The following is a 25,913-nucleotide window of genomic DNA, read 5'->3' on the forward strand; positions in this document are numbered from 1 at the left end:
GCTTGAGGATTGCCCGCTATACTTCGAGCCCGTGGCGATTTTCAAATCACCACCCGCCATCCTACCGAGGGGCGCTGCAGCAGGGCTTACCCTGTCAGGCTCGGAGGAGCGTAGCCGCAGGCCTGGCCTGCACACGCATCAACGGCGCCCATTCGCATTTATGGCTGTCCTGTAGCGGCATGTTAACGCCGGGGCAGCTAACAATTTCGAACGAATGGAGAGCTTAATGAGCGCTGTTATGACGCCTGCCGGTTTCAACGATTACAAGGTTGCTGATATTTCCCTGGCCGACTGGGGCCGTCGCGAAATCATCATCGCCGAGTCCGAAATGCCTGCCCTGATGGCCCTGCGCCGCAAATATGCCGGTGAGCAACCGCTAAAGGGTGCCAAGATCCTGGGCTGCATCCACATGACCATTCAGACTGCCGTGCTGATCGAGACGCTGGTATCGCTGGGTGCTGAGGTACGCTGGTCCTCCTGCAACATCTTCTCTACTCAGGATCAGGCAGCCGCTGCCATTGCCGCTGCCGGCATTCCTGTTTTCGCATGGAAAGGCGAAACCGAAGAAGAATATGAGTGGTGCATTGAGCAGACTATCCTCAAGGATGGCCAGCCCTGGGACGCCAACATGATCCTGGACGACGGCGGCGACCTGACCCAGATCCTGCATGACAAGTATCCGCAGGCTCTGGAGAAGATTCACGGCGTTACTGAAGAGACCACCACTGGCGTACACCGCCTGCAGGACATGCTCAAGAAAGGCACCCTGAAGATTCCGGCGATCAACGTCAATGATTCGGTTACCAAGAGCAAGAACGACAACAAGTACGGCTGCCGTCACAGCCTGAACGACGCCATCAAGCGCGCTACTGACCACTTGCTGTCCGGTAAGCAGGCCCTGGTTGTCGGCTATGGTGACGTGGGTAAGGGTTCTGCAGCCTCCCTGCGCCAGGAAGGCATGATCGTGAAGGTTTCCGAAGTGGACCCGATTTGCGCCATGCAGGCCTGCATGGACGGTTACGAAGTCGTTTCGCCGTACAAGAGCGGCCTGAACGATGGTACAGAAGCAAGTGTTGATGCCGACCTGCTGGGCAAGATTGACTTGATCGTCACCACAACCGGCAATGCTAACGTCTGTGACGCCAATATGCTCAAGAAGCTGAAGAAGCGCGCTGTAGTCTGTAACATCGGCCACTTCGACAATGAGATCGACACAGCCTTCATGCGCAAGAATTGGAGCTGGGAAGAAGTGAAGCCTCAGGTTCACAAGATTCACCGTACCGGCAAGGACATCGACCCTGCCAATGATGATTACCTTATCCTGCTGGCTGAAGGCCGTCTGGTAAACCTGGGTAATGCTACTGGTCACCCTAGCCGCATCATGGATGGCTCCTTTGCCAACCAGGTGCTAGCGCAAATGCACCTGTTCAATGAGAAGTTTGCAGACCTGCCAGTGGTCGAGAAGACCAAGAACGTAACGGTCATGGTTCTGCCCAAGAAGCTTGACGAAGAAGTGGCGCTGGAAATGGTCAAGGGCTTTGGCGGCGTCGTAACTCGTCTGACTCCAGAGCAGGCTGCTTATATCGGTGTAGAGCAGGACGGTCCGTTCAAGCCGGAAACCTACCGCTACTAAGCGCCAATAATGACTCCACAGGGAGAGGGTCACCCTTCTCCCTAGCAGTTCAGGAAAGCACCGCCCGAGTGGCGGTGTTTCTTGAGGAAGCGTCAACGCGCTCCAGGGATTACCAATGACTCGTACCACACCCAATGTCAGTTTCGAGTTCTTCCCAACGAAGACTGAAGCCGGCCACGAAAAATTGCTAAACACTGCTCGCCAGTTGGCCGGCTACTCTCCAGAATTCTTTTCCTGTACCTATGGTGCTGGCGGCTCTACCCGGGACCGCACCCTTACCACTGTTCTCCAACTCGACAGTGAAGTTCGTATTCCGACGGCTCCTCATCTCTCCTGCGTAGGCGACTCGAAGGCTGAATTGCGGGATCTGCTTATTCAATACCGCGACTCGGGCATCAAGCGTATCGTAGCCTTGCGCGGAGACCTGCCCTCGGGCATGGGTATTTCAGGCGGTGAACTGCGTTACGCCAATGAACTGGTCAGCTTTATTCGAGAAGAAACCGGCGATCATTTTCACATCGAAGTTGCCGCTTATCCGGAAGTTCACCCCCAAGCCCGTAACTTCGAAGCCGATCTTGCCAATTTTGTTCGCAAAATCAAGGCGGGAGCCAACGGCGCAATCACACAATACTTCTTTAATGCCGACAGCTACTTTCATTTTGTCGACAGAGCGTGCAAGCTAGGCGTAGATGCACCCATCATTCCTGGCATCATGCCGATTACCAACTACAGCAGCCTGGCTCGTTTTTCCGAAGCCTGTGGCGCCGAAATCCCACGCTGGATTCGTAAGCAGTTGGAAGCGTATGCTGACGATGTCAAAAGCATTCAGGCGTTTGGCCAGGAAATTGTGACAGACATGTGTGAACGCTTGTTGGCTGGCGGAGCGCCTGCCCTGCACTTCTACACATTGAATCAGGCTGAACCCAGCTTGGCTATTTGGAATAACCTCGGCTTCAAAAGCTGAAAAATCATCGCCTGGAGCCATTTTCCAGCCTTCCACCCAGCGCAGGGCGGCAGTGTGTGGAGAAGACGAGCAAATCAATATCGTCAGTTCCAGGCGAAACCGCGCCCCAACGTCGGCGGGACGCCGACTTAGTAGACAGGAACCCCGCATGTCCTTCACTTCCCTCGGGCTCTCCGAGGCCCTATCCCGCGCAGTAAATGACGCGGGTTATGTCAATCCGACTCCCGTTCAACAACGGGCCATTCCCGCTGTACTGCAAGGCCGTGACCTGATGGTTGCTGCCCAGACCGGTACCGGCAAGACAGGTGGATTTGCTCTGCCTGTTCTTGAGCGGCTCTTTCCGAACGGACAACCCGATGGCAAGAAAGCCGGCCCACGCCAGGCTCGTGTACTGGTGTTGACCCCTACACGAGAATTGGCTGCCCAGGTGCACGATAGCTTCAAGATCTATGCACGCGATCTTTCCATGCGTAGCACCTGCATTTTTGGCGGTGTTGGCATGAAACCTCAGGTTACTGCGCTATCCAAAGGACTTGATGTCCTGGTTGCCTGCCCTGGTCGCCTTCTAGACCTTGCCGGTCAGAATACTGTCGATCTGTCAGCCGTTGAAATTCTTGTGCTAGACGAAGCCGACCGCATGCTCGACATGGGTTTCATCCATGACGTCAAGAAAGTCCTTGCCCTGCTTCCAAAGCAGCGGCAGAACCTGCTGTTCTCGGCAACGTTCTCCAAGGACATTACTGACCTGGCCGACAAGCTTCTGCGTAACCCCGAGCGTATCGAGGTTACACCGCCGAACACGACGGTCGAGCGTATCGAGCAGCGCGTGTTCCGTATTGCAGCCACTCAAAAACGTGCGCTGCTGGCCCATTTGATTACCGTTGGTTCCTGGGAACAGGTACTGGTTTTCACGCGGACCAAGCACGGAGCTAATCGCCTGGCTGAATACCTGAACAAGAATGGCTTACCAGCCGCTCCGATTCATGGCAACAAGAGCCAGAACGCTCGTACCAAAGCGCTGGCTGACTTCAAGGACAACGGCATTCGTGTACTTGTGGCAACTGATATTGCTGCCCGCGGCCTCGATATCGACCAGCTTCCCCATGTGGTCAACTTCGAGTTGCCGAACGTGGAAGAAGATTATGTACACCGCATCGGTCGTACAGGCCGCGCCGGCCGTAGCGGCGAAGCCATTTCCCTGGTATCCCCCGATGAAGAGAAACTGCTGCGCGCTATCGAGCGCTTGACCAAGCAGAATATCCTTGAGGGTGACATGCTAGGTTTTGATCCAGCCAGTGCGCCGGTGGAGAAAGTTGAATCTCGGGAGCCGCAAGAGCCTCGCCGTCAGGCACGCCCGCCGCGCGCACCGCGTAAGCAACAGCCTGCCAGAACAGCGGGAGGCGAATCCCCAGTTGAAAGCGCAGCACCGCAGCAGGAGGAACGTCAGCCACGCCGCGGTCGCCACCAGAGTCAAACGCAAGGTCAAGATCAAGGTCAGGCTCGCGGAGGCAGAAACAAGCCACGCCAAGAGCGTGGCGGCGAACGGGAGCGTGGTAGCGAACGTCAGCCGCAACAAGCGACTCAACGTCCTCAAAGCCGCGACCCGGAAGTCTTCCTGGATGACGATTTTGACAACTTTGGTAACCGGGTCGATTACGTCAGCCCTTATCAGGGCAAGAATCGTCGTAACGGCAACGGTAACGGTCCGCGCCGGCCAGGCCAGGGGCAAACACCCCGAACCCACACTCAAGGCACAACGGCTCCAGGCGTTACGGCTCAGGCACGTCCGCCCCGTCCAAGACAAGGGCCTGCGAGTGACAGCAGCATGCCTGCAGCGGATAGCCGTGGACCGCAAAACAAACGTCGCAATAAACCGGCAGGACAGCGCCCTCGTCAGGAGAACCGCCCGTACCAGCCGCGTGAGCCTCGCGAACCGCGTCCAGCCACGGCAGAAGAGCGCTCGTCTCACAAGCCACAGCCGCGCATTCTGCACAAGCCTTCCCGTGCAGATCGTGCACTAACACCTGAACAACTGGACTCGCTACAGGTTCGACCAAAAAGCGAAAAGCCAGCCTTGTTGACACGTAACCGCTCGGCTGACGCCGACGCTTAACGTGCGTTCCATCCGGCATAGCCCGGATGGAAGCAGGCATAAAAAAAGCCGACTCAATTGAGTCGGCTTTTTCATGCTCCTGATTAACGCTAACGCTTAGGCGTTTGTGTCGGAGTCGCGCTGACGTTGTTATCCGTCGTACGTTCCAGCCACCCACCACCCAGTGCTTTATACAGGGTCACGCTACTGCTGAGCTGATTGAGACGGTCCGCCAGGAGCTGTTCCTGAGCGGAATATAACGAGCGCTGCGCATCCAACACGGTCAGGTAGTTATCAATTCCCTGACGATAGCGCTTTTCAGCCAAGTCATAGTATTCCTGACTTGCCTTCACCAGATCCCGCTGGGCCTGGAGCTGGTCATCGTAGGTTCCTTGAGCCGCAAGAGAGTCAGACACCTCCTGGAAGGCTGTCTGTATCGCTTTCTCATAAGCAGCGATGTTGATGTCCTTCTGGATCTTGGCCGCATCCAGGCTTGCTTTCAGACTGCCTGCGGTAAAGATCGGGATATTGATGCTGGGCGCAAACGTCCAGTATCCCGAATGGGCATCAAACAAGCCGGAAAGCTCTCGACTGCCTGTTCCGCCTTGGGCCGTCAGGCTGATGCTGGGAAAGAAAGCGGCACGGGCTGCACCGATATTGGCATTGGCTGCCTTGAGGTTAAGCTCGGCCTGTAGCACATCCGGGCGGCGTTGCAACAGCTGTGAGGGCAAGCCGGCTGGCAGCTTGGCCAGCAGGTTATTGTCATCAAGGCTCTTACCGGTAGGCAGATCAGCTGGCAAAGGAGCGCCTAGCAGCAGACCTAATGCGTTACGGTCCTGTGCCTCCTGACGGGTGTACTGCGCAAGGCTCGCACGAGCGCCTTCCAGCGCGGTGCGAGACTGACGCAGATCCAGACCACTACCAACCCCGTTATCCAGCAGACGCTTGGTCAGATCAAAGGAGCGCTGATAAGCATCCAGCGTGTCGCGGGTAAGCTGGAGCAGCTTCTGATCGGTTTTCCAGGTGAAGTAGGCATTGGCCACTTCGGAAATCAAACTGATCTGCGTGCTGCGACGAGCCTCGACAGTTGCAAAATAACTCTGCAGAGCCTGCTCATTCAAGCTGCGCAACCGACCGAAGAGGTCTAGCTCATAGGCTGACATACCGAGGGTTACCGTGTACTGGCTATTGATCGAGCCACTACTTGAACCACCCGCTCCGGCTGCACCGGTGCTTTGCAACAGTTCTTGAATGGCTGCAGCCGAACTCATGTCCGCCGGTGTGCGCGTCCGTGAGCCATTGGCATTGACGCCAATGGTTGGGAACAGCTCTGCACGCTGGATACGGTACTGCGCCTGATACAGGCGAACATTCAGAGCTGCCTGGCGCAGGTCACGGTTGTTATCCAGAGCCACCTGAATCAAACGCTGCAACTGCGGATCGCTATAGAACTCACGCCAGCCGATATCGGCCGTAAACTCGGTGCCACTGCTGGTCGGATTATCCTTGTACGCATCGCCTTGCGGCCAGGCATTTTCAACGGGCGACGCCGGTCGCTCGTAATCGGGAATCAAGGTACAGCCTGAAAGCAGTACTGCACCTATTGCAATGGATAAAAGAGACTTCTTCATACTCAATGTCTTCCCTCGGCGCCTGATTCCTGCTCACGCGAGGCCTTGTCTTTGAACAGACTGCTAACCACGACGTAGAACATCGGAATCCAGAAGATCGCCAAAACGGTTGCGGTCACCATCCCGCCAATTACACCCGTACCTACCGCGTGCTGGCTACCGGAGCTGGCACCATTGGAAATGGCCAGCGGAATCACACCCAGGATAAAGGCCATGGAGGTCATGATGATCGGACGCAGACGCATCCGGGCAGCTTCTACGGCAGCATCAACGATATTCTTGCCGCCCTCATGCAGCTCCTTGGCAAACTCAACGATCAGAATCGCGTTCTTGGCCGACAGACCGATGGTGGTCAACAGACCCACCTGGAAGAATACGTCGTTCGCCAGCCCCCGGAAGTAAGTTGCCAGAAGCGCACCGATTATCCCGAGCGGTACTACGAGAATAACTGCGATCGGAATCGACCAGCTCTCATACAGCGCTGCCAGACAAAGGAAGACTACAACCAGGGACAGGGCATACAGCGCAGGCGCCTGCGATCCTGAGAGTCGCTCTTCATATGACATGCCGGTCCAAGCGATACCAAAGCCCTGAGGCAGCTCCTTGGCCATATTCTCGATCTCATCCATGGCATTACCGGTACTGTTACCCGGCGCCGGTGCACCCTGGATCTCGACAGACGAGACACCGTTATAGCGCTCAAGCTTGGGCGAGCCGTAGACCCACTCACCGTGAGCAAAGGCTGACATGGGCACCATTTCGCCGCTACCGTTACGTACATACCACTTACCCAGATCTTCCGGATTCATCCGGGAGTTGGCCTCGCCCTGTATATACACACGCTTGACTCGGCCACGGTCGATAAAGTCATTGACGTAGCTGGATGCCCAGGCAATCGACAAGGTCTGATTGATATCAGTTTGAGACACACCCAGTGCCCGTGCTTTTTCATCGTCGATGATCAGCTTGTACTGTGCTTCATCATTCAAACCATTCGGACGCGTCTGGGTCAGCTTTGGATTCTGCGCCGCCATACCCAAGAGTTGGTTACGCGCCTCCATCAGCTTCTCGTGGCCTAGGCCTGAGTTGTCCTGAAGGTAGAAGTCGAAACCAGTGGCATTACCCAGCTCTAGTACCGCTGGCGGAACGATAGCAAAGATCATCGCGTCCTTGATCTGCGACAGATATCCCATCGCACGGCCGGCTACCGCGCTGGCACGATCATTGGCGTCGGGACGATCTTCCCACGGCTTAAGCTGAACGAACGCAAGGCCCGAGCTCTGACCTCGGCCAGCAAAGCTGAAACCGTTTACCGTAAACATGGAGCTGACCGCCGAGGCGTCATTCTTCATCATCATTTCACGCATCTGATCCAGTGCAGCCTGGGTCCGAGCGGCTGAAGAACCTGTTGGTGTCGTTACCTGCACAAAGATGACACCCTGGTCTTCCTCAGGCAGGAAGGATGAAGCAATGCGGGTAAACATGAACGCCATACCAGCCAGGATAACGACGTAAACCAGCAGGAACGGCACCTTATGGCGAATAACCGCAGCAACACTACGCTCGTAACGATTAACGCCACTATCGAATTTGCGGTTGAACCAGCCAAAGAAACCGCGTTTCTCGTGATGGTTCTTGTCGATCGGCTTAAGGATCGTCGCGCATAGGGCCGGTGTCAGGATCAATGCTACCAGTACCGACAGGGCCATGGCCGAGACAATAGTGATCGAGAACTGTCTGTAGATCACCCCTGTCGAGCCGCCAAAGAAGGCCATCGGCACAAATACGGCAGAGAGAACCAGGGCGATACCGACCAGCGCACCCTGGATCTGATCCATGGATTTGCGGGTTGCTTCCTTGGGACTAAGCCCCTCCTCAGCCATTACCCGCTCGACGTTTTCCACCACAACGATGGCATCGTCCACCAGCAGGCCAATCGCCAACACCATCCCGAACATGGTCAGGATGTTGATGGTAAAGCCCGACGCGAACAGGATACCGAACGTACCCAGCAGGACGACCGGAACCGCAATGGTAGGAATCAAGGTAGCCCGGAAGTTCTGCAGGAACAGGTACATCACGAGGAATACGAGCAGAATCGCCTCGCCCAGCGTCTTGACTACCTCATGAATCGAGGCAGTTACAACAGGCGTGGTGTCATACGGGTACACCACCTCCATGCCTTCGGGCATGAAGGGTTTGAGTTGCTCGATGGTCGCACGAACGGCCTTGGACGTGTCCAGAAGGTTGGCACCGGTGGCCAGACGCAGCGCCATACCCGACGCTGGCTTACCGTTAAACTGCGCGTCAATCGAATAACTCTCTCCGCCTAGCTCAATACGTGCGACATCTCGCAGGCGCACTTGGGAGCCATCAGGATTGACCTTGAGGAAGATATCCCCGAACTGCTCCGGTGTTTCCAGACGGGTACGCCCGATAATAGTAGCGGTGAGCTGCTGGTGCTCAACGGCAGGCAAACCACCCAGCGAACCGGAGGCCAGCTGAACGTTCTGGCTCTGGATAGCACTGGAAACATCACTGGGAATGAGCTGATATTTAGTCAGTTTGGCCGGATCCAGCCAGATACGCATGGCGTATTGCGAGCCGAAGACCTGGAAGTCGCCTACACCTGGGGTCCGCGCGATCGGGTCGCGCATATTGGAGACGATGTAGTTAGACAGGTCTTCACGGGTCAGGGAGTCATTGTTTGACACCAAGCCCACCACCAGCATGAAGTTACGCTGGTACTTGGCAACCCGAAGACCCTGCTGCTGTACTTCCTGCGGCAGGAGTGGCGTTGCCAGCTGCAGCTTGTTCTGTACCTGTACCTGCGCAATGTCGGGATCAGTGCCCTGATTGAAGGTCACGATAATGCTCATGCTACCGTCAGAGTTGGACTCTGACGACATGTAGCGCAGATTATCGATCCCGTTCATCTGCTGCTCGATGACCTGGACGACCGTATCCTGAACGGTCTGTGCCGACGCGCCTGGATAGCTCACCTGGATCGAAACAGCCGGTGCCGCAATGTTGGGGTACTGGTTGATCGGTAGGTTAAGAATGGCGAGACCGCCCGCCAGCATGATCACCAGGGCAAGTACCCAGGCAAAAATGGGGCGGTCAATAAAGAATCTTGACATCGACAGCGGCTCCCTTATTGCTGCTTATCGGCATTGCCCTGCTGTGCAGGTTGTGCCGAGTCGCCGGGCATGGCTACGTTGGTAGCCGGCTTGGTCGTAACCGAAGCGCCGGGTCGAATACGCTGCAGGTTTTCAGTAATCAATTGGTCGCCTGCCTTCAAACCGTTAGAAATCAGCCAGTTGGTGCCAATGGTGCGCTCGGTCTTCACAATACGCTGCTCGACTTTGTTGTCTGGCGTCACGACCATAGCAATGGCGTTACCCTTGAGGTCACGGGAAATACCCTGCTGAGGCGCCAGAATGGCCGTTTGACGGACCCCTTCCTGCAGTTGTGCACGCACGAACATGCCTGGCAGCAGCAAACGATCAGGGTTGGGGAATTCAGCGCGAATGGTAACCGAGCCTGTCCCCTGATCTACGGAAACTTCCGAGAATTGCAGCTTGCCTGGATGCTTGTATTCAGAGCCATCCTCCAGCATCAGCTTGACTTGGGCAGCGTCTTCACCCACACGCTTGATCAGACCACTGTCCAGCTCACGACGCAGGCGCAGCATATCGGTGCTGGACTGAGTCACATCCACATAAATAGGATCGAGCTGGTTGATTGTTGCTAACGCCGTGGTCTGGTCAGCGGTAACCAATGCGCCTTCCGTTACCAGCGAACGGCTGATCTGACCTGAAATCGGGGCAGTTACCTTGGTGTACGCCAAGTTGATTTCAGCAGTACGCAGGTCAGCCCTGGCTGTTTCTACCTGGGCCTCGTTCTGTTTGAGAGTAGATTGGGCATCGTCCGCTTCCTGGCGGCTGATCGCTTCGTCCTTTACCAGGGCCGCATAGCGCTGGGCCTTGAGTCGGTTGGATGCCATGCTCGCCTGCGCCTGGGCCAGCGTAGCCTTGGCTGCATTCAAGTTAGCCTGATACGTACGGGGATCGATCTGATAAAGCTGCTGACCAGCCTTAACCTCAGACCCTTCTTTGAAGAAACGCTTCTGGAGAATGCCGCCGACCTGTGGTCTGACTTCCGCTACACGGAATGCCGAGGTTCGGCCAGGCAATTCGGTAGTCAGGGTAACAGGCTGCTCCTTGAGCGTAACCACACCTACTTCAACCGCTTGTGGCTGTTGCTGCTGAGCCTGCTGCGCCTGATCCTGCTTATCGCATCCATTGAGCGTCAGCGTCGCCAGCAGTAAAACCGGGACAAAATAAGCATGCGCCGACTTGATGTGCATATCGGAGTCCTTGAACAAAACCTTTGAATAGGGGGCTAGGCAACGCGACGCTATGCGATCGCATCATTCTTGGCAGATTCTTGTGATTACCCAATATACTTACGTACATGGTTGTTTGTAAACAGGAACACGTCGACTACAGGACTTATCCAAGTGATTGAAACAATCACTTGGCATCTTGCTCCTGAACTTTAAGCAGACCCGCATTCAATGTGATGTGTTTCATGGCTAATAGGCTAAATCACAGTTGAACCTGAATATTTAGCCTATACAGTGTGCAAAAGTTGTGAAGATTTAAGGGCCATCATCACTTTTGCCATACTAGGCCCATAAAAAAAGCGCAGCCCTTGTAGAGCTGCGCTTTATGTATCGAAATATTATTTACTGACGCACACCTTCCAGCGACAGTGTCAGTTCAACTTCCTGGGAAGCTGGGCCTAGGTCACGCTGGATGTTGAAATCCTTGAGTTTCAGCTTGGTCGAACCCTCAAAGCCGGCACGGTAGCCGCCCCATGGATCGTCACCCTGCCCCATCACCTTGGCCTTGATCACTACAGGCTTGGTTACGCCGTTAAGTGTCAAATTACCTTCGATATCAGCAGCGTTGTCACCGGTTGGCGTTACCTTCGTCGACTCGAAGGTTGCCGTCGGATGAGCCGATGCATTCAGAAAGTCTGCACTACGCAGGTGCTTGTCGCGCTCGGCATGATTAGTATCAACGCTATCGGTCTTGATCGTGACGCTCACCTTATCTGCGGCAGGATTCTTTTCGTCATAGATGAAATTGCCGTCAAAATCCTTGAACGTCCCGTAGAGCCAGCTGTAGCCCAAGTGCTGAATACGGAACTGGATAAAGGCATGCTGCCCTTCCTTATCGATCTTGTAGTCAGCAGCCATAGCATGGCCGGCCGTCAACAATGCGGTTCCCAGTGCCAGAGCAGCAAAGCTTTTCTTCAACATCATGGTATCTCCCTTCTGAAATAGGTCACGTTATGCCCGGCGTCGGCCAAACATACGCAACAACGTGGCATCGTGATCGATAAAGTGGTGCTTGAGCGCAGCGAGCACATGTAGTCCACTCAAAATAATCAGTGTCCAGGCCAGCCAGAGATGGATCGCGCCGGCCCAGTCGGCCTGATCGCGTAATCCACTGACGGTCGCCGGCACACTGAACCAGCCAAATACATTGATCGGCTGACCTTCAGCCGTCGAGATAAAATAGCCTGCAACCATGACACTCAGCATGAGCGCATAAAGCGTCAGATGGCCAAACTTGGCAGCCAGCTGAGTAAACTGACTCCCTGTAACCGCAGGCGGGCGACTAACGAAGCGCCAGACGATGCGCATGACCAGTGCGATCAACAGCAGGATACCAATGCCTTTATGAATCTCTGGGGCGCGGTGATACCAAGGACTGTAATAGTCCAACTCACGCATCCACAACCCAAGCCAGAACAAAGCAACAATTGCAATGGCCATCGCCCAGTGCAGGGTTACACTAACCAGCCCATAGCAATGCGGATCGTTACGCCAATTCATCATGAATCTCCTTGTCCATGCAGATAGCAAGCCTAGCGGTAAACGTATCGAAATGAAGCGGAAAAACTTGCTTTAATCGATCGTTTTATTAGATGTAACGAGTCGTTAGGTCTGGTGTGAAGGAGAATATAGACGCTAGAGGGGATAACGCTAGAAAACCGCCTGGTAAGACACCAGGCGGTGAAACATGCTGTAAATCAGTGTATCCAAGAAAACATGCGAGAAAAGAATCCCTTCTTTTCATCGGTTGCCTTGGGCGTCACCTCGGGCATGCTGCTGGCAGGTTTGGTTTCCGCCTGCTTGGCTTCAGGCGCAGCGGACTTACCTGCCGCAAGATCTTCGACCTGCCGAGCTGCCCGCTGGCCACTAACCAAGGCGCCCTCCAACGTACCTGGATGCAACGCATCGGTATGCTCGCCAGCAAAGACGACCCGCCCTTGGGGCTGTTCCCATACACGCCAGTAACGACTTACCTGACCTGGCCCGTATGCCAAATAGGATCCACCTACACCCGGATCGGTACTATAGCGCCGGACTTCATAGCCCGAAAATGCACCACGCGCCTTTGGATAAAATGCATTCAGGCGAATCAGGACCTGATCAGCCAATTGGCGATCCCCGAAAGCCTGCATCACTCGGGCATTGTCGCCGGACAGGTTGATCAGAACATTAGCCCCACCCTTGATGGCTGGCTCGATCCACAACATGCCTAGTCCCTGATCACTATAGATTTCGCCGGAGAGACGAGATTTGCTATCCCAGACCGGAGTCTTGAACTTCAGGAGAATCTGGTCCCTCCATCCATAGTTGGTCCCTTTGAGAGCAGCACGCTGTGCCTCGGTCAACTCCGGCGTCATTTGAATTGAGCTTAAGGCACGCAGCGGTACAGCCATGACGACGTAATCGGCGTGATAGCCGGTCGGTCCTACCTTGACGGTCACACCATCCTTTTCCTGATTAATGGCTGAGACTTTGGAGTTGGGCCTGAGCGTCTTGATCTGCTTGACGAATGCCTGCGCCAGCACAGTGCTGCCACCAGGCAAGCGGGCCGCGCGTAAATCAGCGTCACTCACATCACGATAGGCACGGGTCTGCTGGGCCAGATACAGCAATGAAAGGCGCGATGGCTCATCGTAGCGGCTGCGGATCCTCTGATTGATCAACTTGCGAGCCAGGGGCGGCAGGTTTTGTTTATCCAGCCAATTGGATACGTTTGTCTGATCCAACGCAAACAACCCTTTACCCGCGGTTGGTTTAAGCGGATCACTAATGGATGCGGCAAGACCCTCCAGCGCCTTATCGACACGCTTGAGCGCAGCACTCACGTCGGGCATCTTTTGGGCGAGGTCGTCGGGAGAGTAATACTGCCCTTCGATCAGATAACCTGGTGTGCGTACGTAGCTGGGCGCATCGACCGTCTTGATCTTGAAGGTATCCAGATAATTATTGAGAGCTGGCTGCGCCTTGGCATTACCGATCCACTCACTGGTTGCCAACGCCGAACGCCCGCCAACACTGGGCTTGGCCTCTAGTAGAGTGACTTGCCATCCCGCTTTTTGCAGTTCATAAGCCGAGGCCAGACCTGCCATGCCAGCGCCAATAACAATGGCCGAACGGCCATTTCCTTTAGCGGCAGGCTGCTCCGCTTCTTTCGTCGCCGGCTTTTCTGCATGCCTCTCGACATGCTTTTCAGTATGCCCTTGAGCATGCTTTTCCACCTTGCCTGAGGCAAGAGCAGATACACTGAACAACCCATAAACAGCCAGCGCTCCAAGGCGCGCTATATATACCGACATCTTTCAGACTCCTCAGCCCCAACGGCGGTGCGCAGCATACGCCAGCGAAGCGGCGTCCACTAGAGACGCCTTGCTACCGTTCGGAGCATTGCATAGGCTTGCCAGCACAATGTGTTTGGAGGGCGACCTTTATGGGCTTAAATGCCGAGTGGATGCAGCGCGATTTGAATGTGCTGTGGCATCCCTGTACCCAGATGAAAGACCATGAGCGTTTGCCAGTCATCCCGATCAAATCCGGTCGTGGCGTGTGGTTAGAAGATTTTGAAGGTAACCGCTACCTCGATGCGGTCAGCTCTTGGTGGGTCAATGTATTTGGCCATGCCAACCCACGTATCAACCAGCGGATCAAGGATCAGGTCGACCAACTGGAACATGTGATTCTGGCTGGCTTCAGCCATCAGCCTGTGATTGAGCTATCCGAGCGGTTGGTACAGATGGCACCGGCGGGGCTTGATCGTGTCTTCTATGCTGACAACGGCTCGTCCTGTATCGAAGTTGCGCTGAAGATGAGCTATCACTACTGGCTTAACAGCGGAAGGCCGGAAAAGAAGAAGTTTGTCACCCTGACCAACAGTTACCACGGCGAAACGGTAGCCGCCATGTCGGTAGGTGACGTAGCGCTTTTTACCGAAACCTATAAGTCTCTTTTACTGGATACTTTCAAGGTGCCCAGTCCCGACTGTTATTACCGTCCAGAAGGTGTGGATTGGGAGACACACTCCCGCACCCTGTTTGCGCACATGGAACAGACCCTGGCGGAGCATCATCAGGAAGTAGCAGCCGTTATCATTGAGCCGCTGATTCAGGGAGCCGGTGGTATGCGCATGTACCACCCGGTCTATCTCAAGCTCTTACGTGAAGCTTGTGATCGCTACGGTGTACACCTGATTCATGACGAGATCGCCGTTGGGTTTGGCCGCACAGGTACCATGTTTGCCTGCGAACAGGCAGGTATCCGCCCAGACTTTCTGTGCTTATCCAAGGCTCTGACAGGTGGCTATCTGCCTCTTGCAGCCTGCCTGACGACAGATGAGGTCTACCAAGCGTTTTACGATGAGTACGACACCCTGCGCGCGTTCCTGCATTCTCACAGCTATACAGGCAACCCGCTTGCCTGTGCAGCGGCCCTGGCAACACTGGATATCTTTGCAGAAGACAAGGTAATCGAAGCCAACAAGGCGCTTGCATTACGGATGCACCAGGCGACCCGGCATCTGGTGGATCATCCCCATGTCGCCGAGGTTCGCCAGACCGGCATGGCCCTGGCTATTGAAATGGTACAGGACAAGGCCAGCAAGACTCCCTTCCCCTGGCAGGAGCGCCGCGGCCTGAAAGTCTTTCAGCATGGGCTGACCCGGGGAGCCCTGCTCCGTCCGCTAGGCAATGTGGTTTACTTTTTGCCACCGTACATCATTACACCTGAAGAGATTGATTTCCTTGCAACAGTTGCCAGCGAAGGAATCGATCTGGCCACATGTGAAAAGGTGCAAGTACCCGTCACCGGGTTTCATCCCAACCATCGTGATCCGGGTTAACCTCAGCTCAATAAAAAGCCCCGCTCATGCGGGGCTTTTTATGAAGTAATAAGGCTTATTACCAGAGATTGTCGCCCAGCCCGTCCAGGTAACGCTCGACATCCAGCGCAGCCATGCAACCAGCACCCGCCGAGGTAATTGCCTGGCGATAGGTATGGTCAGCAATATCACCGGCAGCAAAGACGCCCTCGATGCTTGTCGCGGTGGCATTGGACTCGCGGCCACCCTTGACCACTACATAGCCGTCCTTCAGCTCCAATTGGCCTTCGAACAGCGATGAATTGGGAGTATGACCAATTGCAACGAAAAGACCGGCTACCTGAATATCATCAGTGCTGCCATCGTTGTTCTTCAGGCGGACACCTGTAACGCCCAGGTTGTCACCCAACACTTCGTCTACAGCTGCATTAAGCTTCAGCTCAATCTTGCCTTCAGCTACACGGGACTTCAGCTTGTCCTGCAGGATCTTTTCAGCGCGGAACGTATCACGGCGATGAATAAGCGTAACCTTGCTCGCGATGTTGGCCAGGTAAAGCGCTTCTTCGACCGCTGTATTACCACCGCCGACTACAGCCACTTCACGATTGCGATAGAAGAAGCCGTCACAGGTAGCGCAGGCAGACACGCCCTTGCCCATGAAGCTTTCTTCGCTGCTCAAGCCCAGATAACGTGCACTGGCGCCTGTAGCGATAATCAGTGCATCACAGGTATAGGTGTTGCTATCACCCTTCAGGGTGAAAGGCTTATTGGCCAGATCGACGCCATTGATATGGTCGAAAACGATCTCGGTTTCGAAACGCTGGGCATGCTCGCGCATACGCTCCATCAGCGCAGGACCCGTCAGGTCATGGGGGTCTCCCGGCCAGTTGTCTACTTCAGTCGTGGTAGTGAGCTGTCCACCCATCTGCATGCCGGTGATCAGTAACGGCTTTAGGTTGGCGCGTGCAGCATAGACTGCCGCGGTATATCCAGCAGGGCCGGAACCGAGAATGATGACTCGAGCATGACGAACTTCAGACATGTTTGTCTCCATGCCGCGCATGAGGCGTCGGCACACGTGCTAATAAAAAGGGCTGTCGAAGCACCAGGGGAAGGCTTACAAAGTCGACAGCCCGCGAACCGTGCGGGATTTACCGCTTATTGTCCAGAAGATTATCTGGATGACTGGTCAATGTCTGACCAGTCTGCTCAATTCTTACAAATTGTGAGCGTTTTCAGCCAGATAGTTGGCGACGCCCTCTGCATCGGCTTTCATGCCTTTCTGCCCCTTACGCCAGCCAGCCGGGCAGACTTCGCCATTTTCTTCCGTAAATTGCAGCGCCTCAACCAGACGCACCATCTCATCCACTTCCCGGCCTAGTGGCAGGTTGTTTACCACTTGATGCTGTACAACACCTTCCTTGTCGATCAGGAAGGACGCTCGCAAGGCCACGCCGTCTGAGTGCTCGATACCATAGGCACGGACGACTTCGTGCTTGACGTCAGCTACCATAGTGAACTCGACCGGGCCGATACCGCCTTTCTCGACAGGCGTATTGCGCCACGCATAATGCGTATAGGTAGAGTCGATGGAGACACCAACAACCTCTACACCCAGCTCACGAAATTTAGCGATTCGGTTATTGTGGGCAATGATTTCTGACGGGCAAACAAAGGTAAAATCCAGCGGCCAGAAGAACAACACAACATACTTGCCACGCAATGTGGACAGCTGGAAATTCTCGACGATAGTGCCGTTAGCTAGAACAGCAGGCGCTGTAAAATCTGGGGCCTGCTTGTTTACCAGAACGCTCATTAGCCTCTCCTTAACACGATAAGGCAGCAGCCTACGCGGCTTGCCGCTTTGAATAAAATGACGAGTTTCAATCCAAATCATAGGCATAGCCTATGCGGATCTGCCGAATAGTGGACACTATGGTACGCCACAACGCACAACCCTAGAATCGCGTCACGGCTGTTTACAGGTCACTATTGGCATTCGACCGTGAGAAGGCTTCATTATTGCGCTCTCACTTGCTACCGGAGTTTTGAATGAGCAAGCCTCTGTCTGGCCCTCTGTATTTCAGTGAGGGCTTGAAACTGATCGTACGCCCTGGCCTGCGACGCTTCGTCGTATTGCCCTTATCAATCAACCTTATCCTGTTCATCGCAACGATCAGCTTTGCTCTAAGCAAATTCAATGGCTGGGTTAATCATCTGATGCCCTCCATCCCGTCATACCTGAGCTTTCTGGATTATGTACTGGTGCCCTTGCTGTACGTTTTTTTCTTCGTACTTGTTCTCTTCATGATCTATTTCACGTTCACCCTGGTAGCCAACATCATTGCAGCACCTTTCAACGGATTTCTATCTGAGAAAGTGGAAGTCGTGGTGCGCAGTCAGGATAGTTTTCCGCCGTTCAGCGTGGCCGAACTGGTTGCCATGATTCCCAGGACAATGGTGCGAGAATTCAAGAAGCTGCGGTATTACCTGCCTCGCGCACTGGGATTACTGGTGCTTTCATTTATTCCAGGCCTGAATCTGATTGCCCCACCACTATGGCTGCTCTTTGGCATATGGATGATGGCAGTGCAATACATTGACTACCCGGCAGATAACCACAAGTTGGGCTTTACCGAAATGCTGGCGTGGTTGCGCAGCAAGCGCACACGCTGCCTGGGGTTTGGCGGGATTACTTACCTGGCCCTGTTGGTACCTGTGCTGAATGTCGTGTTCATGCCTGCTGCTGTTGCTGGCGCGACACTATTCTGGGTCAGAGAGGGGGGCATAAAGGCATTGCCTGCAGCGGGAGAGCCTCGATAATCAGGCGGCTCGCCACCGCTGCATATGGCGCTAGGGAAGCGCTTTCTCGATGGCCTGGATCAGGTTTGGATCATCCGGCGTAGTACGCGGGTTGAAACGAGCCAGAACACGGCCATCAGGACCTACCAGGAATTTTTCAAAATTCCAGGTGACTTCGCCAGGAAACTCTGCACCCTCGCCGGCTAACTGCCGATACAGGGTATGGCGTGTCGGACCATTGACATCGATCTTGCTCGATAGAGGAAAGGACACGCCATAGTTCGTGCTGCAGAACTGCTGAATATCCGCATCGCTTCCAGGCTCCTGGCCTGCAAACTGATTGCATGGAATACCCAGGATGACCAGCCCGCGCTCACGGTAGGTCTGATACAGCGCTTCCAGGCCCGCATATTGCGGTGTTAGTCCGCATTTGGATGCCACATTAACCACCAACACCACCTTGCCTTTGTAAGGCGCCAGGGGGAGTTCCTTCCCATCCAGGCCTTGCAGGGTGAGATCGTGGAACGCACTCATGATGTGCTCCTTGTGAATACAGTAGGCGTAAAAAAAGCGTCCGACCGGGCTGTTCCCTTTCGGACGCTCTCGCTTGGACATTCTAGTGTGGGTTCGTTCCCGCCACACCAAGATTTCCGTTGCGTTTTAGTGCTGGTGACCACCTTCGCCATGCACGTGACCATGGGCAACTTCTTCAGAAGAAGCATCACGGACGTTCACGACCTTGACCTTGAAGTTCAGGCGCTGACCTGCCAGCGGATGGTTACCATCGACAGTCACATCATCGCCATCGATGTCGCGCACGGTAACGATCTGCATGCCGCCATCTGGGCCGGACGCATGAAACTGCATACCCACTTCCAGTTCGTCCACACCCTCGAACATGCTGCGGTTCAGGGTAGCGACCAGCTCAGGGCTATATTCGCCGTATGCATCTTCTGGTTCGATGGCAACATCGAGCTCATCGCCAGCCTGCTTGCCTTCGAGCGAACGCTCAAGGCCCGGAATGATGTTGCCTGCACCGTGCAGGTATACCAGCGGGGCGCCGCCAGCGGAACTGTCGATAACCTCACCGCCGTCGTTGGTCAGGGTATAGTCGATGGAGACCGCTTTGTTGGCCGCAATCTGCATGGTAAAAACCTTTGAATAAAATGAATGAAAGATCAAGTGTACGCGGCAATCGTCCCGATTGCGACCCACCGCCATCAAAGCAGACGAGTGTCATTCTGGATTTTTATCAGGATGAGGAAGACCATTGGGTCGTTTTATTAAGCTGCGGACACACCCAGCACCTTCGGCACAATCCGCCTTGGCAAACCCGTGCCTGGATAATAGATGAAGCGCAACGCCTCACGCAGATTGGGAAGCCATTTCCATGTGGCTGGTGTGCTAACGGTTAAGCCTGGGGGAGTCGACCGGTCTTTTATCCAGCGCTGAGTGCTTTTGAAGCATGTTTCCTGAGGCAAGCTTGTTTTATGATTCGTCGCCTTTTTGCTGTCGGGAACGTTTGATGCTTCATTATTTGCCTACTTTGGTTCGCGGTCTTGTGGGCGGCCTGCTATTAGCAGCCAACACCTTGTTCTGGTGCTGGCCTTTATTCGCAGTCACTTTGCTCAAACTGTGTCTGCCCTTCCCAACGGCACAACGGCTATCTAGACGCCTCATGAATGCCATCCATGAGGCGTGGATCAGCGGCAATCACCTCTGGATTCGCCTGACTGGTCGTATTCATTGGGATGTGCGTGGGCTTGCCAGCCTTGACTACAAACACTCTTATCTGGTTACCAGCAATCATCAAAGCTGGGTCGATATTTTTGCACTTCAGTACCTGATGAATCGTCACATTCGTCCACTCAAGTTTTTTCTCAAACAAGAGTTGATCTGGGTACCTGTCATTGGTTTGTGCTGGTGGGCGCTCGATTTTCCCTTCATGAAGCGCTACTCGAAAGCGTACCTGGCACGCCACCCTGAAAAGCGCGGCAAAGACCTGGAAACCACACGCAAGGCCTGCTCGCGCTTTCGTGATACCGCTGTAGGGATCTTTAATTTTCTGGAAGGTACTCGGTTCACCCAGGCCAAGCACGATGCTCAGCACGCACCTTACCGCTACTTGTTAAGTCCACGTGCTGGCGGTATTGCCTTTGTTCTGGATGCCATGGGAGAGCAGTTGCATTCGCTGGTCAACGTAACCATTCACTACCCCAATGGAACACCTAGCTGCTGGGACCTGCTCTCCGGGCGCATTGCAGCCATTGTCGTTCGCGTTGAAGAGATCGCCATACCCGCAGCCTTCCTGGGCAAGAGTTACGATCAGGACAGCGAATATCGCGCAGCCTTTCAGGCCTGGGTCAATCAGCTCTGGACGGCTAAAGATGAACTGCTGGAACAGCTACATCAGGAATACCCGCCCAAGCATTACTTTCATACAGGTAAACGCTAGCCCTCCTGCTGAGCTTGGCGGACAAATTCGAGCAGCTCGGGATAAAAATCGAAAAAGTCCTGCTCAAGTACGGCATAACGCGCCTCCACCTCGGCAAAGGCACCTTCAAAGAGCGCGGGCCGGGACAGCCGGCTCGCCATACCGCTGATGACTTGCTCTACAACCTCGAACGCCTGGTAGCTGCCCAACCAATCTTGGGCGGCCATACGCGGCGCAATCCGCGCTAACCGTGGAGGCAAATCAGGTTCGGCCAGCAGGATGCGATAGAACCGTGCAATGAAGTCTTCCAATGGCTGATCAGCGTAAACATCCCAATGCCGGCTCAGGCAGTGGTCAAAAAAGACATCCATCAAAATGCCGCTGACGCGCCGACGCGCCCCGGGAAAGCGTGCGCGGGCACGGTCGATTATGGGATGACGATCGGTAAAGGCATCGATACGGCGATGCAGGCGAATAGCCTGCTCAATGGCCGAGGGCCAACGGTTGTCGAGAGGCCCTTTGACAAAATCGCCATAAAGACTTCCCAGTAACTGTTCGCGGCCTGAACCGCCAAGATGAAGGTGAGCGAGATAATTCATGCCTGTCAGTTCACTACCCTGCCCCTGCGCCAGGGGCTTCTGCTAGGCTGGCAATTCCGGCCAATAATCATAAGGACACCCCATGAGCTCAGCCCGCCGTGCCGCCTTTCTGGATTATGCCTCATTGGACCTGGGAGATTTGGATCCAGCTCCGTTGAAAGCTGTCTTCAGCGAATTCCAGGCCTATCCAGCCACTGCGCCCGAACAGATCATCGAGCGTTTGCAAGCGGTAGAGGTGGCTATCGTAAACAAGGTAAGGCTGACTGCTGAATGCTTTGCTGCATGTCCATCGCTCAAGCTGGTATTGGTCAGTGCCACCGGCACTAATAATGTGGACCTGGACGCGGCACACCAGCAGGGTATCACTGTGTGCAATTGTCAGGGTTACGGCACTCCCTCGGTTGCTCAGCATACACTTACGCTTCTGCTCGCACTGGCCACACGACTGCCGGATTACCAGCGCGATATCCAGGCCGGACGCTGGCAGGCAGCCAGTCAGTTCTGCCTGCTGGATTACCCCGTTATGGAGCTTGAAGGCAAAACGCTTGGCATTTTGGGACATGGTGAGCTTGGCAGTGCGGTTGCTCGCCTGGCTGAGGCATTTGGCATGCGTATCCTGTTGGGACAGCTACCGGGTCGGCCACTACGCAAAGGCTATCTGTCGTTAGAAGAACTCCTCCCACAGGTCGACGCCCTGAGCCTGCATTGCCCCCTGACTGACGCCACGCGCAACCTGATCGATGCACCCCAGCTGGCCGCCATGAAGCCCACCGCGTTTTTGATCAATACCGCCCGTGGCGGCATCGTGAATGAACAGGCACTGGCCGATTGTCTTCGGAGCGGCCATCTGGGAGGCGCCGCGACGGACGTATTGACGCAGGAGCCGCCAAAAGACGGCAACCCCCTGCTTGCCCATGACATTCCAAGGCTTATCGTAACCCCTCATAGTGCCTGGGGTAGCCGGGAGGCACGCCAGCGAATCATTGGCCAGCTGACTGAGAATGCGACCGCGTTTTTTGCTGGCGCGCCGACTCGAACGGTCTGCTAAGCTGCGCGCTTTTTTACCGAGGACGCCATGGATCCACGCAGCGAAGTCCTGCTCCGTCAGCCCGAGCATTTTAACGGCCGAACTCTGCTGGCTGGATTACCTGCAGACGATCTGCTGACTCATTTTCCAGACGCACGCGGCTGGACCTGGCATGCGGGCGATGATGCCTATTTTCAGGCCCGCTTCCCAGGGAGAGTCGACTTCGGAACCTCTGCGCCTGCCCAACCATACGATACGGCTGTATTGTTTCTGCCTAAATCCAGAGAGCTGACTGACTATCTGCTAAACGTCCTGGCCGCCTTGGTTCCTCATGGAACACTCTACGTCGTAGGCGAGAAGCGTGGCGGAGTCGAGCGCGCTGCCAAGCAGCTGACCTTGCTTGGCACAGCCAGCAAACTGGACAATGCACGCCACTGCCAACTATGGAAAGTCTCACAGCCTTCAGCAACACCCGTCAGGCTGCATGAGCGGGCCGAGTGTTTTGAGCTAAACGTGGCGGGGTCAACGCTACAGGTGACCAGCCTGCCAGGTGTGTTCAGCCATGGCAGGCTCGACAAAGGCAGTGCTCTTCTGCTTGAGCATCTTGACCATTTGCCCTCTGGTCCTCTGTTGGACTTCGGGTGCGGCGCAGGCGTCGTGGGTGCAACACTCAAGCAACGCTACCCTGAGAGTAACATTCACATGCTCGACGTGGATGCCTTTGCGTTAGAGAGCAGCCGTATGACTTTGACTGCCAACAGACTGGAAGGTCATGTGTTTGCCGGTGACGGCATCGCTGCGGCGCCCATTGGCTTAGGCGCCATTATCAGTAACCCACCGTTCCACCAGGGTGTACACACTCATTATCAGGCCAGCGAAACATTATTACGCGAGGCGGCTCACCACCTGCGGCCAGGCGGTGAATTACGTATTGTTGCCAACAGCTTTCTCAAATATCCCCCGTTGATCGAGCAGCATCTGGGACCCTGCAGGATCCTGGCAGAGCGTGACGGCTTTCGTATCTACCAGGCTATCCGCCGCTAATAGAGACGGCATATCAACCTTTTGAATTGCACCTTCCCTGATCTTTGGGCAGAATGCGCGCCGTCTTAGGGGAGTAGTCTCTAGCTATCAGTGCTAGGCGTTCGTCAACATACTTGGTCCTCGACCATGGCGTTCGCGACCTTCGGGTTTGACAAGACCTATGACATGTAGCCTTTACCCGGGGTGGGAAGGCATGCATGTCATTCGTCTAATTAATACCCACCCCTTTTGGAAGCCTGATGGAATCCCTGTTAGTCCCTACGCTGGTCGTTGCCCTCGCAGAGATAGGCGACAAGACCCAGCTGCTTGCCCTTCTCTTGGCCGCCCGATTTCGTAAACCCTGGCCAATTATCATGGGAATGGTTGCTTCAACGCTGGCCAATCATTTTGTGGCTGGAGCAGTAGGCAATTGGGTCAGCCGTTTCTTCAACGAGACGACCTTAAGCTGGATTCTGGCAATTTCATTTGTGGCCGTAGCCCTTTGGACGCTGATCCCAGACAAACTGGACGAAGACGAGACCTCAGGCCTCAAGAAAAGCTATGGGCCGTTTTTAACAACACTGATTGCATTCTTTCTGGCAGAAATGGGTGATAAGACTCAGGTCGCCACCGTGATGCTGGCAGCCCAATATCCCCATTTCATCCTGGTTGTTATAGGCACCACACTGGGTATGCTCATCGCTAACGTTCCCGTCGTATTGGCAGGCAACTTTGCTGCTGAGCGTCTTCCGCTGGCCTTGATCCGCAAACTTGCAGCTACCGCATTCGGCATTCTGGCCTTGGCTGCGGCCTATCATGCGTTTCAATTGAGCGGCATGTTTTAGCCGCTACCCTGAATGCAAAAAGCCCCGACTACTCCAGTAGTCGGGGCTTTTTTATTATCGTTGGCCTGCCTGTTATGACTTGCGGCTGGCCTCATAGAGCGGCATGACTTTTGGAATAGCCGCTTCTAGATTTGCCATACGCTTATTATCAGACGGGTGAGTACTGAGTATCTCAGGCGACTGATTACCGTTGCTTAACTTGGCCATTTTCTGCCAGAGCGTAACGGCAGCATTAGGGTTATAGCCTGAACGCGCAGCCAGTTCGAGGCCAATCAGATCAGCTTCGTTTTCATTGGAGCGGCTGAACGGCAGGCTCAGGCTAACTTGAGTCACCTGATCCGCCAATTGTCTACCGCCCTGACCAATACCGAGAAGCGCACCACCAATGTTCTGTCCCATCTCGATAGCATAAGCACGGGACATCTGCTCACGGCTGTGCTCACGCAGCGCATGGGCAATTTCGTGTCCAATAATGGCCGCCAGTTCATCATCCGTAGGATTGAGCTGATCAAGCAGCCCTGTATAAACAAAGATCTTTCCGCCAGGGCCACAGTTGGCATTCACGTCGTTATTCTGGACGACGTTAACTTGCCAGTCCCAATTGGCTGAGTCAGCACGCAGCGCAGACGTATGGGCAATCAGCCGCTTGGCAATTGCCTGCACTCGCTTGCCCTGAGCTGTATTGTTGGCCAGCTTGCCAGCATTTTTTGCTTCGGTAACCGTCTTCTGATACGACTGTGCGTACATCTGGTTGACCTGATCAGCCGATAGCATGCTGAACATATATTGCTTACGTTCAACCCCAACAGCATTCCCGCTGGTGGTGTTCACCGCCTGGCATGCGCTGAGCAGTACTGAAAGCGAAAGACCGACGATGGGTAAAGCACGACGCATGACACTCTCCTAGTTGCGTGACTGCGCGAATGGTAGGGTGCCTCGTTAGCCTCGACAACTCTTGCCGACCAAGCGACGAGTGACACAGCTAGCACTTCGGTATAAGACCTTACCTTTACAACGGTGTCAGGCACTCCGGCCCGTCTACAGCAGGGTCATTCACAATACCGGCAAGTACTCGTTCGCGCAGTGGCATCGATGGCCTGAGCAGGATCTCATGCAGGACCCGGGCCTCAGTTGCGGATGATAGCCAGGCGTCCCGTTCCGCTTCAGCCAGCACCAGAGGACGCCTAAGCCCTCCAGCAGGCTGAGTCAGCATCGCTACACTCAAGTAGACCTGCCCCATCACGGGATAGGCCTCCCAGACACCCGCAAAAAAGGCTAATGGCTCACCGTTGATCATCCAGAATGCCCGCTTGCGCGAAGTCCCTCGCCATTCATAAAACCCGTTAGCCAACAACAGGCAACGACGCTGAGCGAAGGCCTCACGAAACATAGGCTGATCCGCCACCGTTTCGGCGCGGGCATGGGTCGGCGTGCGCGAGAGGTCAGTCAACCAGGCGGGCGTAAGGCCCCACCGGCCACTGTCGATACGGCGCTCATCCTCATGGTGCCGCATGAACAGCACTTGGGAGTGGGGGGAAATATTCCAGCGCGGCTGATAGTCCGCTGGAAAACCGGTCATCCGAGTTACCTCGGGAGGCCAGCGAAACAGAGCGTAGCGTCCAGACATATACAACCAGGCAAAAAA

Annotated in this window: 22 protein-coding genes, 1 pseudogene and 2 riboswitches; of the genes and pseudogenes, 10 read left to right on the plus strand and 13 right to left on the minus strand. The window is 54.9% G+C overall.

Translation table 11 applies throughout. The features are described from left to right. Positions 1-60 precede the first annotated feature (60 nt). Positions 61-157: riboswitch (S-adenosyl-L-homocysteine riboswitch) on the plus strand. A gap of 69 nt (positions 158-226) precedes the next feature. From ahcY to rhlE2, 3 genes are all read left to right on the plus strand, one after another. After that, positions 227-1,633: an adenosylhomocysteinase gene (gene ahcY / locus IEX86_RS12285; protein WP_188866427.1), complete on the plus strand. Its 1,407-nt coding sequence runs from the start codon at positions 227-229 to the stop codon at positions 1,631-1,633. A 115-nt stretch (positions 1,634-1,748) separates the two neighbouring features. Beyond that, complete coding sequence (gene metF / locus IEX86_RS12290) at positions 1,749-2,597, plus strand: methylenetetrahydrofolate reductase [NAD(P)H] (protein WP_188866428.1); 849 nt, start codon at positions 1,749-1,751, stop codon at positions 2,595-2,597. A 148-nt stretch (positions 2,598-2,745) separates the two neighbouring features. After that, positions 2,746-4,710, plus strand: a complete 1,965-nt coding sequence (gene rhlE2, locus IEX86_RS12295) for an RNA helicase RhlE2 (protein ID WP_188866429.1) — start codon at positions 2,746-2,748, stop codon at positions 4,708-4,710. An 89-nt stretch (positions 4,711-4,799) separates the two neighbouring features. Here the strand turns inward: rhlE2 and adeC are convergent, their stop codons facing one another. The 6 genes from adeC to IEX86_RS12325 all read right to left on the minus strand — a co-directional run bounded on the left by adeC (position 4,800) and on the right by IEX86_RS12325 (position 14,024). Continuing rightward, entirely contained in the window at positions 4,800-6,320 is a 1,521-nt protein-coding gene (adeC, locus tag IEX86_RS12300) for an AdeC/AdeK/OprM family multidrug efflux complex outer membrane factor (RefSeq protein WP_188866430.1), read from the minus strand. A gap of 2 nt (positions 6,321-6,322) precedes the next feature. Then, on the minus strand, positions 6,323-9,460 hold the full coding sequence (locus IEX86_RS12305) for an efflux RND transporter permease subunit (protein WP_188866431.1): 3,138 nt from the start codon (positions 9,458-9,460) through the stop codon (positions 6,323-6,325). Between the two features lie 14 nt (positions 9,461-9,474). After that, positions 9,475-10,689, minus strand: a complete 1,215-nt coding sequence (locus tag IEX86_RS12310; RefSeq protein WP_188866432.1) for an efflux RND transporter periplasmic adaptor subunit — start codon at positions 10,687-10,689, stop codon at positions 9,475-9,477. 381 nt (positions 10,690-11,070) lie between these two features. Continuing rightward, positions 11,071-11,649 (minus strand): YceI family protein, encoded by a 579-nt coding sequence (locus IEX86_RS12315; protein ID WP_188866735.1) that lies wholly within the window; start codon positions 11,647-11,649, stop codon positions 11,071-11,073. A gap of 30 nt (positions 11,650-11,679) precedes the next feature. Further along, positions 11,680-12,228, minus strand: coding sequence for a cytochrome b (locus tag IEX86_RS12320; RefSeq protein WP_188866736.1), 549 nt, complete (start codon positions 12,226-12,228; stop codon positions 11,680-11,682). A 197-nt stretch (positions 12,229-12,425) separates the two neighbouring features. Next, positions 12,426-14,024, minus strand: coding sequence for a flavin monoamine oxidase family protein (locus IEX86_RS12325; protein WP_229685324.1), 1,599 nt, complete (start codon positions 14,022-14,024; stop codon positions 12,426-12,428). Positions 14,025-14,155: 131 nt separating this feature from the next. Between IEX86_RS12325 and IEX86_RS12330 the strand changes: the two genes are divergently transcribed. Next, entirely contained in the window at positions 14,156-15,559 is a 1,404-nt protein-coding gene (locus IEX86_RS12330) for an adenosylmethionine--8-amino-7-oxononanoate transaminase (RefSeq protein WP_188866433.1), read from the plus strand. A gap of 58 nt (positions 15,560-15,617) precedes the next feature. On the opposite strand, the gene trxB is transcribed toward IEX86_RS12330, so the two are convergent. Both trxB and IEX86_RS12340 read right to left on the minus strand, forming a co-directional pair. Beyond that, positions 15,618-16,580 (minus strand): thioredoxin-disulfide reductase, encoded by a 963-nt coding sequence (gene trxB / locus IEX86_RS12335; protein WP_188866434.1) that lies wholly within the window; start codon positions 16,578-16,580, stop codon positions 15,618-15,620. Between the two features lie 174 nt (positions 16,581-16,754). After that, on the minus strand, positions 16,755-17,354 hold the full coding sequence (locus IEX86_RS12340) for a peroxiredoxin (protein WP_188866435.1): 600 nt from the start codon (positions 17,352-17,354) through the stop codon (positions 16,755-16,757). Between the two features lie 236 nt (positions 17,355-17,590). Here IEX86_RS12340 and cysZ point away from each other — a divergent pair, with 236 nt between their 5' ends. Continuing rightward, positions 17,591-18,361, plus strand: coding sequence for a sulfate transporter CysZ (cysZ, locus tag IEX86_RS12345; protein ID WP_188866436.1), 771 nt, complete (start codon positions 17,591-17,593; stop codon positions 18,359-18,361). 30 nt (positions 18,362-18,391) lie between these two features. Here the strand turns inward: cysZ and IEX86_RS12350 are convergent, their stop codons facing one another. Both IEX86_RS12350 and IEX86_RS12355 read right to left on the minus strand, forming a co-directional pair. After that, positions 18,392-18,874 (minus strand): glutathione peroxidase, encoded by a 483-nt coding sequence (locus IEX86_RS12350; RefSeq protein ID WP_188866437.1) that lies wholly within the window; start codon positions 18,872-18,874, stop codon positions 18,392-18,394. Positions 18,875-19,000: 126 nt separating this feature from the next. Beyond that, positions 19,001-19,486 (minus strand): FKBP-type peptidyl-prolyl cis-trans isomerase, encoded by a 486-nt coding sequence (locus tag IEX86_RS12355; protein ID WP_188866438.1) that lies wholly within the window; start codon positions 19,484-19,486, stop codon positions 19,001-19,003. Between IEX86_RS12355 and IEX86_RS12360 the strand changes: the two are divergent. Together IEX86_RS12360 and yihG are read left to right on the plus strand one after the other, a co-directional pair. After that, positions 19,455-19,755, plus strand: a pseudogene (locus tag IEX86_RS12360) (DUF3565 domain-containing protein). The gene IEX86_RS12355 and the pseudogene IEX86_RS12360 sit on opposite strands and share 32 nt — an antisense overlap. Before the next feature lie 110 nt (positions 19,756-19,865). Further along, entirely contained in the window at positions 19,866-20,795 is a 930-nt protein-coding gene (gene yihG / locus IEX86_RS12365) for a 1-acylglycerol-3-phosphate O-acyltransferase, YihG family (RefSeq protein WP_188866440.1), read from the plus strand. Here the strand turns inward: yihG and IEX86_RS12370 are convergent. Continuing rightward, positions 20,792-21,373 (minus strand): acyl carrier protein phosphodiesterase, encoded by a 582-nt coding sequence (locus tag IEX86_RS12370; RefSeq protein WP_188866441.1) that lies wholly within the window; start codon positions 21,371-21,373, stop codon positions 20,792-20,794. The two genes, yihG and IEX86_RS12370, sit on opposite strands and share 4 nt — an antisense overlap. 82 nt (positions 21,374-21,455) lie before the next feature. Here IEX86_RS12370 and IEX86_RS12375 point away from each other — a divergent pair, with 82 nt between their 5' ends. The 3 genes from IEX86_RS12375 to IEX86_RS12385 all read left to right on the plus strand — a co-directional run bounded on the left by IEX86_RS12375 (position 21,456) and on the right by IEX86_RS12385 (position 24,268). After that, positions 21,456-22,421, plus strand: coding sequence for a 2-hydroxyacid dehydrogenase (locus IEX86_RS12375; RefSeq protein WP_188866442.1), 966 nt, complete (start codon positions 21,456-21,458; stop codon positions 22,419-22,421). 27 nt (positions 22,422-22,448) lie between these two features. Further along, positions 22,449-23,444, plus strand: a complete 996-nt coding sequence (locus IEX86_RS12380) for a methyltransferase (RefSeq protein ID WP_188866443.1) — start codon at positions 22,449-22,451, stop codon at positions 23,442-23,444. A gap of 56 nt (positions 23,445-23,500) precedes the next feature. Beyond that, a riboswitch (yybP-ykoY riboswitch) is annotated at positions 23,501-23,680 on the plus strand. A 3-nt stretch (positions 23,681-23,683) separates the two neighbouring features. Next, on the plus strand, positions 23,684-24,268 hold the full coding sequence (locus IEX86_RS12385; RefSeq protein ID WP_188866444.1) for a TMEM165/GDT1 family protein: 585 nt from the start codon (positions 23,684-23,686) through the stop codon (positions 24,266-24,268). Between the two features lie 72 nt (positions 24,269-24,340). Here IEX86_RS12385 and IEX86_RS12390 read toward each other — a convergent pair whose 3' ends face one another. Both IEX86_RS12390 and IEX86_RS12395 read right to left on the minus strand, forming a co-directional pair. Next, positions 24,341-25,162, minus strand: coding sequence for a M48 family metallopeptidase (locus tag IEX86_RS12390; RefSeq protein WP_188866445.1), 822 nt, complete (start codon positions 25,160-25,162; stop codon positions 24,341-24,343). A gap of 115 nt (positions 25,163-25,277) precedes the next feature. Beyond that, positions 25,278-25,895 carry an SOS response-associated peptidase gene (locus IEX86_RS12395; protein WP_188866446.1) on the minus strand — a complete coding sequence of 206 codons (618 nt, stop codon included), beginning with the start codon at positions 25,893-25,895 and terminating at the stop codon, positions 25,278-25,280. Positions 25,896-25,913 lie beyond the last annotated feature (18 nt).

Source organism: Pseudomonas asuensis, from assembly GCF_014646755.1.
GTDB lineage: Bacteria > Pseudomonadota > Gammaproteobacteria > Pseudomonadales > Pseudomonadaceae > Chryseomonas > Chryseomonas asuensis.

Coding starts and splice junctions, on each gene's coding strand:
- IEX86_RS12370 (WP_188866441.1), bottom strand. CDS start 21,373: ATGAATTATCTCGCTCACCTTCATCTTGGCGGTTCAGGCCGCGAACAG.
- cysZ (WP_188866436.1), top strand. CDS start 17,591: ATGAGCAAGCCTCTGTCTGGCCCTCTGTATTTCAGTGAGGGCTTGAAA.
- IEX86_RS12375 (WP_188866442.1), top strand. CDS start 21,456: ATGAGCTCAGCCCGCCGTGCCGCCTTTCTGGATTATGCCTCATTGGAC.
- rhlE2 (WP_188866429.1), top strand. CDS start 2,746: ATGTCCTTCACTTCCCTCGGGCTCTCCGAGGCCCTATCCCGCGCAGTA.
- IEX86_RS12390 (WP_188866445.1), bottom strand. CDS start 25,162: ATGCGTCGTGCTTTACCCATCGTCGGTCTTTCGCTTTCAGTACTGCTC.
- IEX86_RS12380 (WP_188866443.1), top strand. CDS start 22,449: ATGGATCCACGCAGCGAAGTCCTGCTCCGTCAGCCCGAGCATTTTAAC.
- IEX86_RS12395 (WP_188866446.1), bottom strand. CDS start 25,895: ATGTCTGGACGCTACGCTCTGTTTCGCTGGCCTCCCGAGGTAACTCGG.
- yihG (WP_188866440.1), top strand. CDS start 19,866: ATGCTTCATTATTTGCCTACTTTGGTTCGCGGTCTTGTGGGCGGCCTG.
- IEX86_RS12385 (WP_188866444.1), top strand. CDS start 23,684: ATGGAATCCCTGTTAGTCCCTACGCTGGTCGTTGCCCTCGCAGAGATA.
- metF (WP_188866428.1), top strand. CDS start 1,749: ATGACTCGTACCACACCCAATGTCAGTTTCGAGTTCTTCCCAACGAAG.
- trxB (WP_188866434.1), bottom strand. CDS start 16,580: ATGTCTGAAGTTCGTCATGCTCGAGTCATCATTCTCGGTTCCGGCCCT.
- IEX86_RS12310 (WP_188866432.1), bottom strand. CDS start 10,689: ATGCACATCAAGTCGGCGCATGCTTATTTTGTCCCGGTTTTACTGCTG.
- IEX86_RS12355 (WP_188866438.1), bottom strand. CDS start 19,486: ATGCAGATTGCGGCCAACAAAGCGGTCTCCATCGACTATACCCTGACC.
- IEX86_RS12340 (WP_188866435.1), bottom strand. CDS start 17,354: ATGAGCGTTCTGGTAAACAAGCAGGCCCCAGATTTTACAGCGCCTGCT.
- ahcY (WP_188866427.1), top strand. CDS start 227: ATGAGCGCTGTTATGACGCCTGCCGGTTTCAACGATTACAAGGTTGCT.
- IEX86_RS12330 (WP_188866433.1), top strand. CDS start 14,156: ATGGGCTTAAATGCCGAGTGGATGCAGCGCGATTTGAATGTGCTGTGG.
- IEX86_RS12315 (WP_188866735.1), bottom strand. CDS start 11,649: ATGTTGAAGAAAAGCTTTGCTGCTCTGGCACTGGGAACCGCATTGTTG.
- IEX86_RS12305 (WP_188866431.1), bottom strand. CDS start 9,460: ATGTCAAGATTCTTTATTGACCGCCCCATTTTTGCCTGGGTACTTGCC.
- IEX86_RS12320 (WP_188866736.1), bottom strand. CDS start 12,228: ATGAATTGGCGTAACGATCCGCATTGCTATGGGCTGGTTAGTGTAACC.
- adeC (WP_188866430.1), bottom strand. CDS start 6,320: ATGAAGAAGTCTCTTTTATCCATTGCAATAGGTGCAGTACTGCTTTCA.
- IEX86_RS12350 (WP_188866437.1), bottom strand. CDS start 18,874: ATGAGTGCGTTCCACGATCTCACCCTGCAAGGCCTGGATGGGAAGGAA.
- IEX86_RS12325 (WP_229685324.1), bottom strand. CDS start 14,024: ATGTCGGTATATATAGCGCGCCTTGGAGCGCTGGCTGTTTATGGGTTG.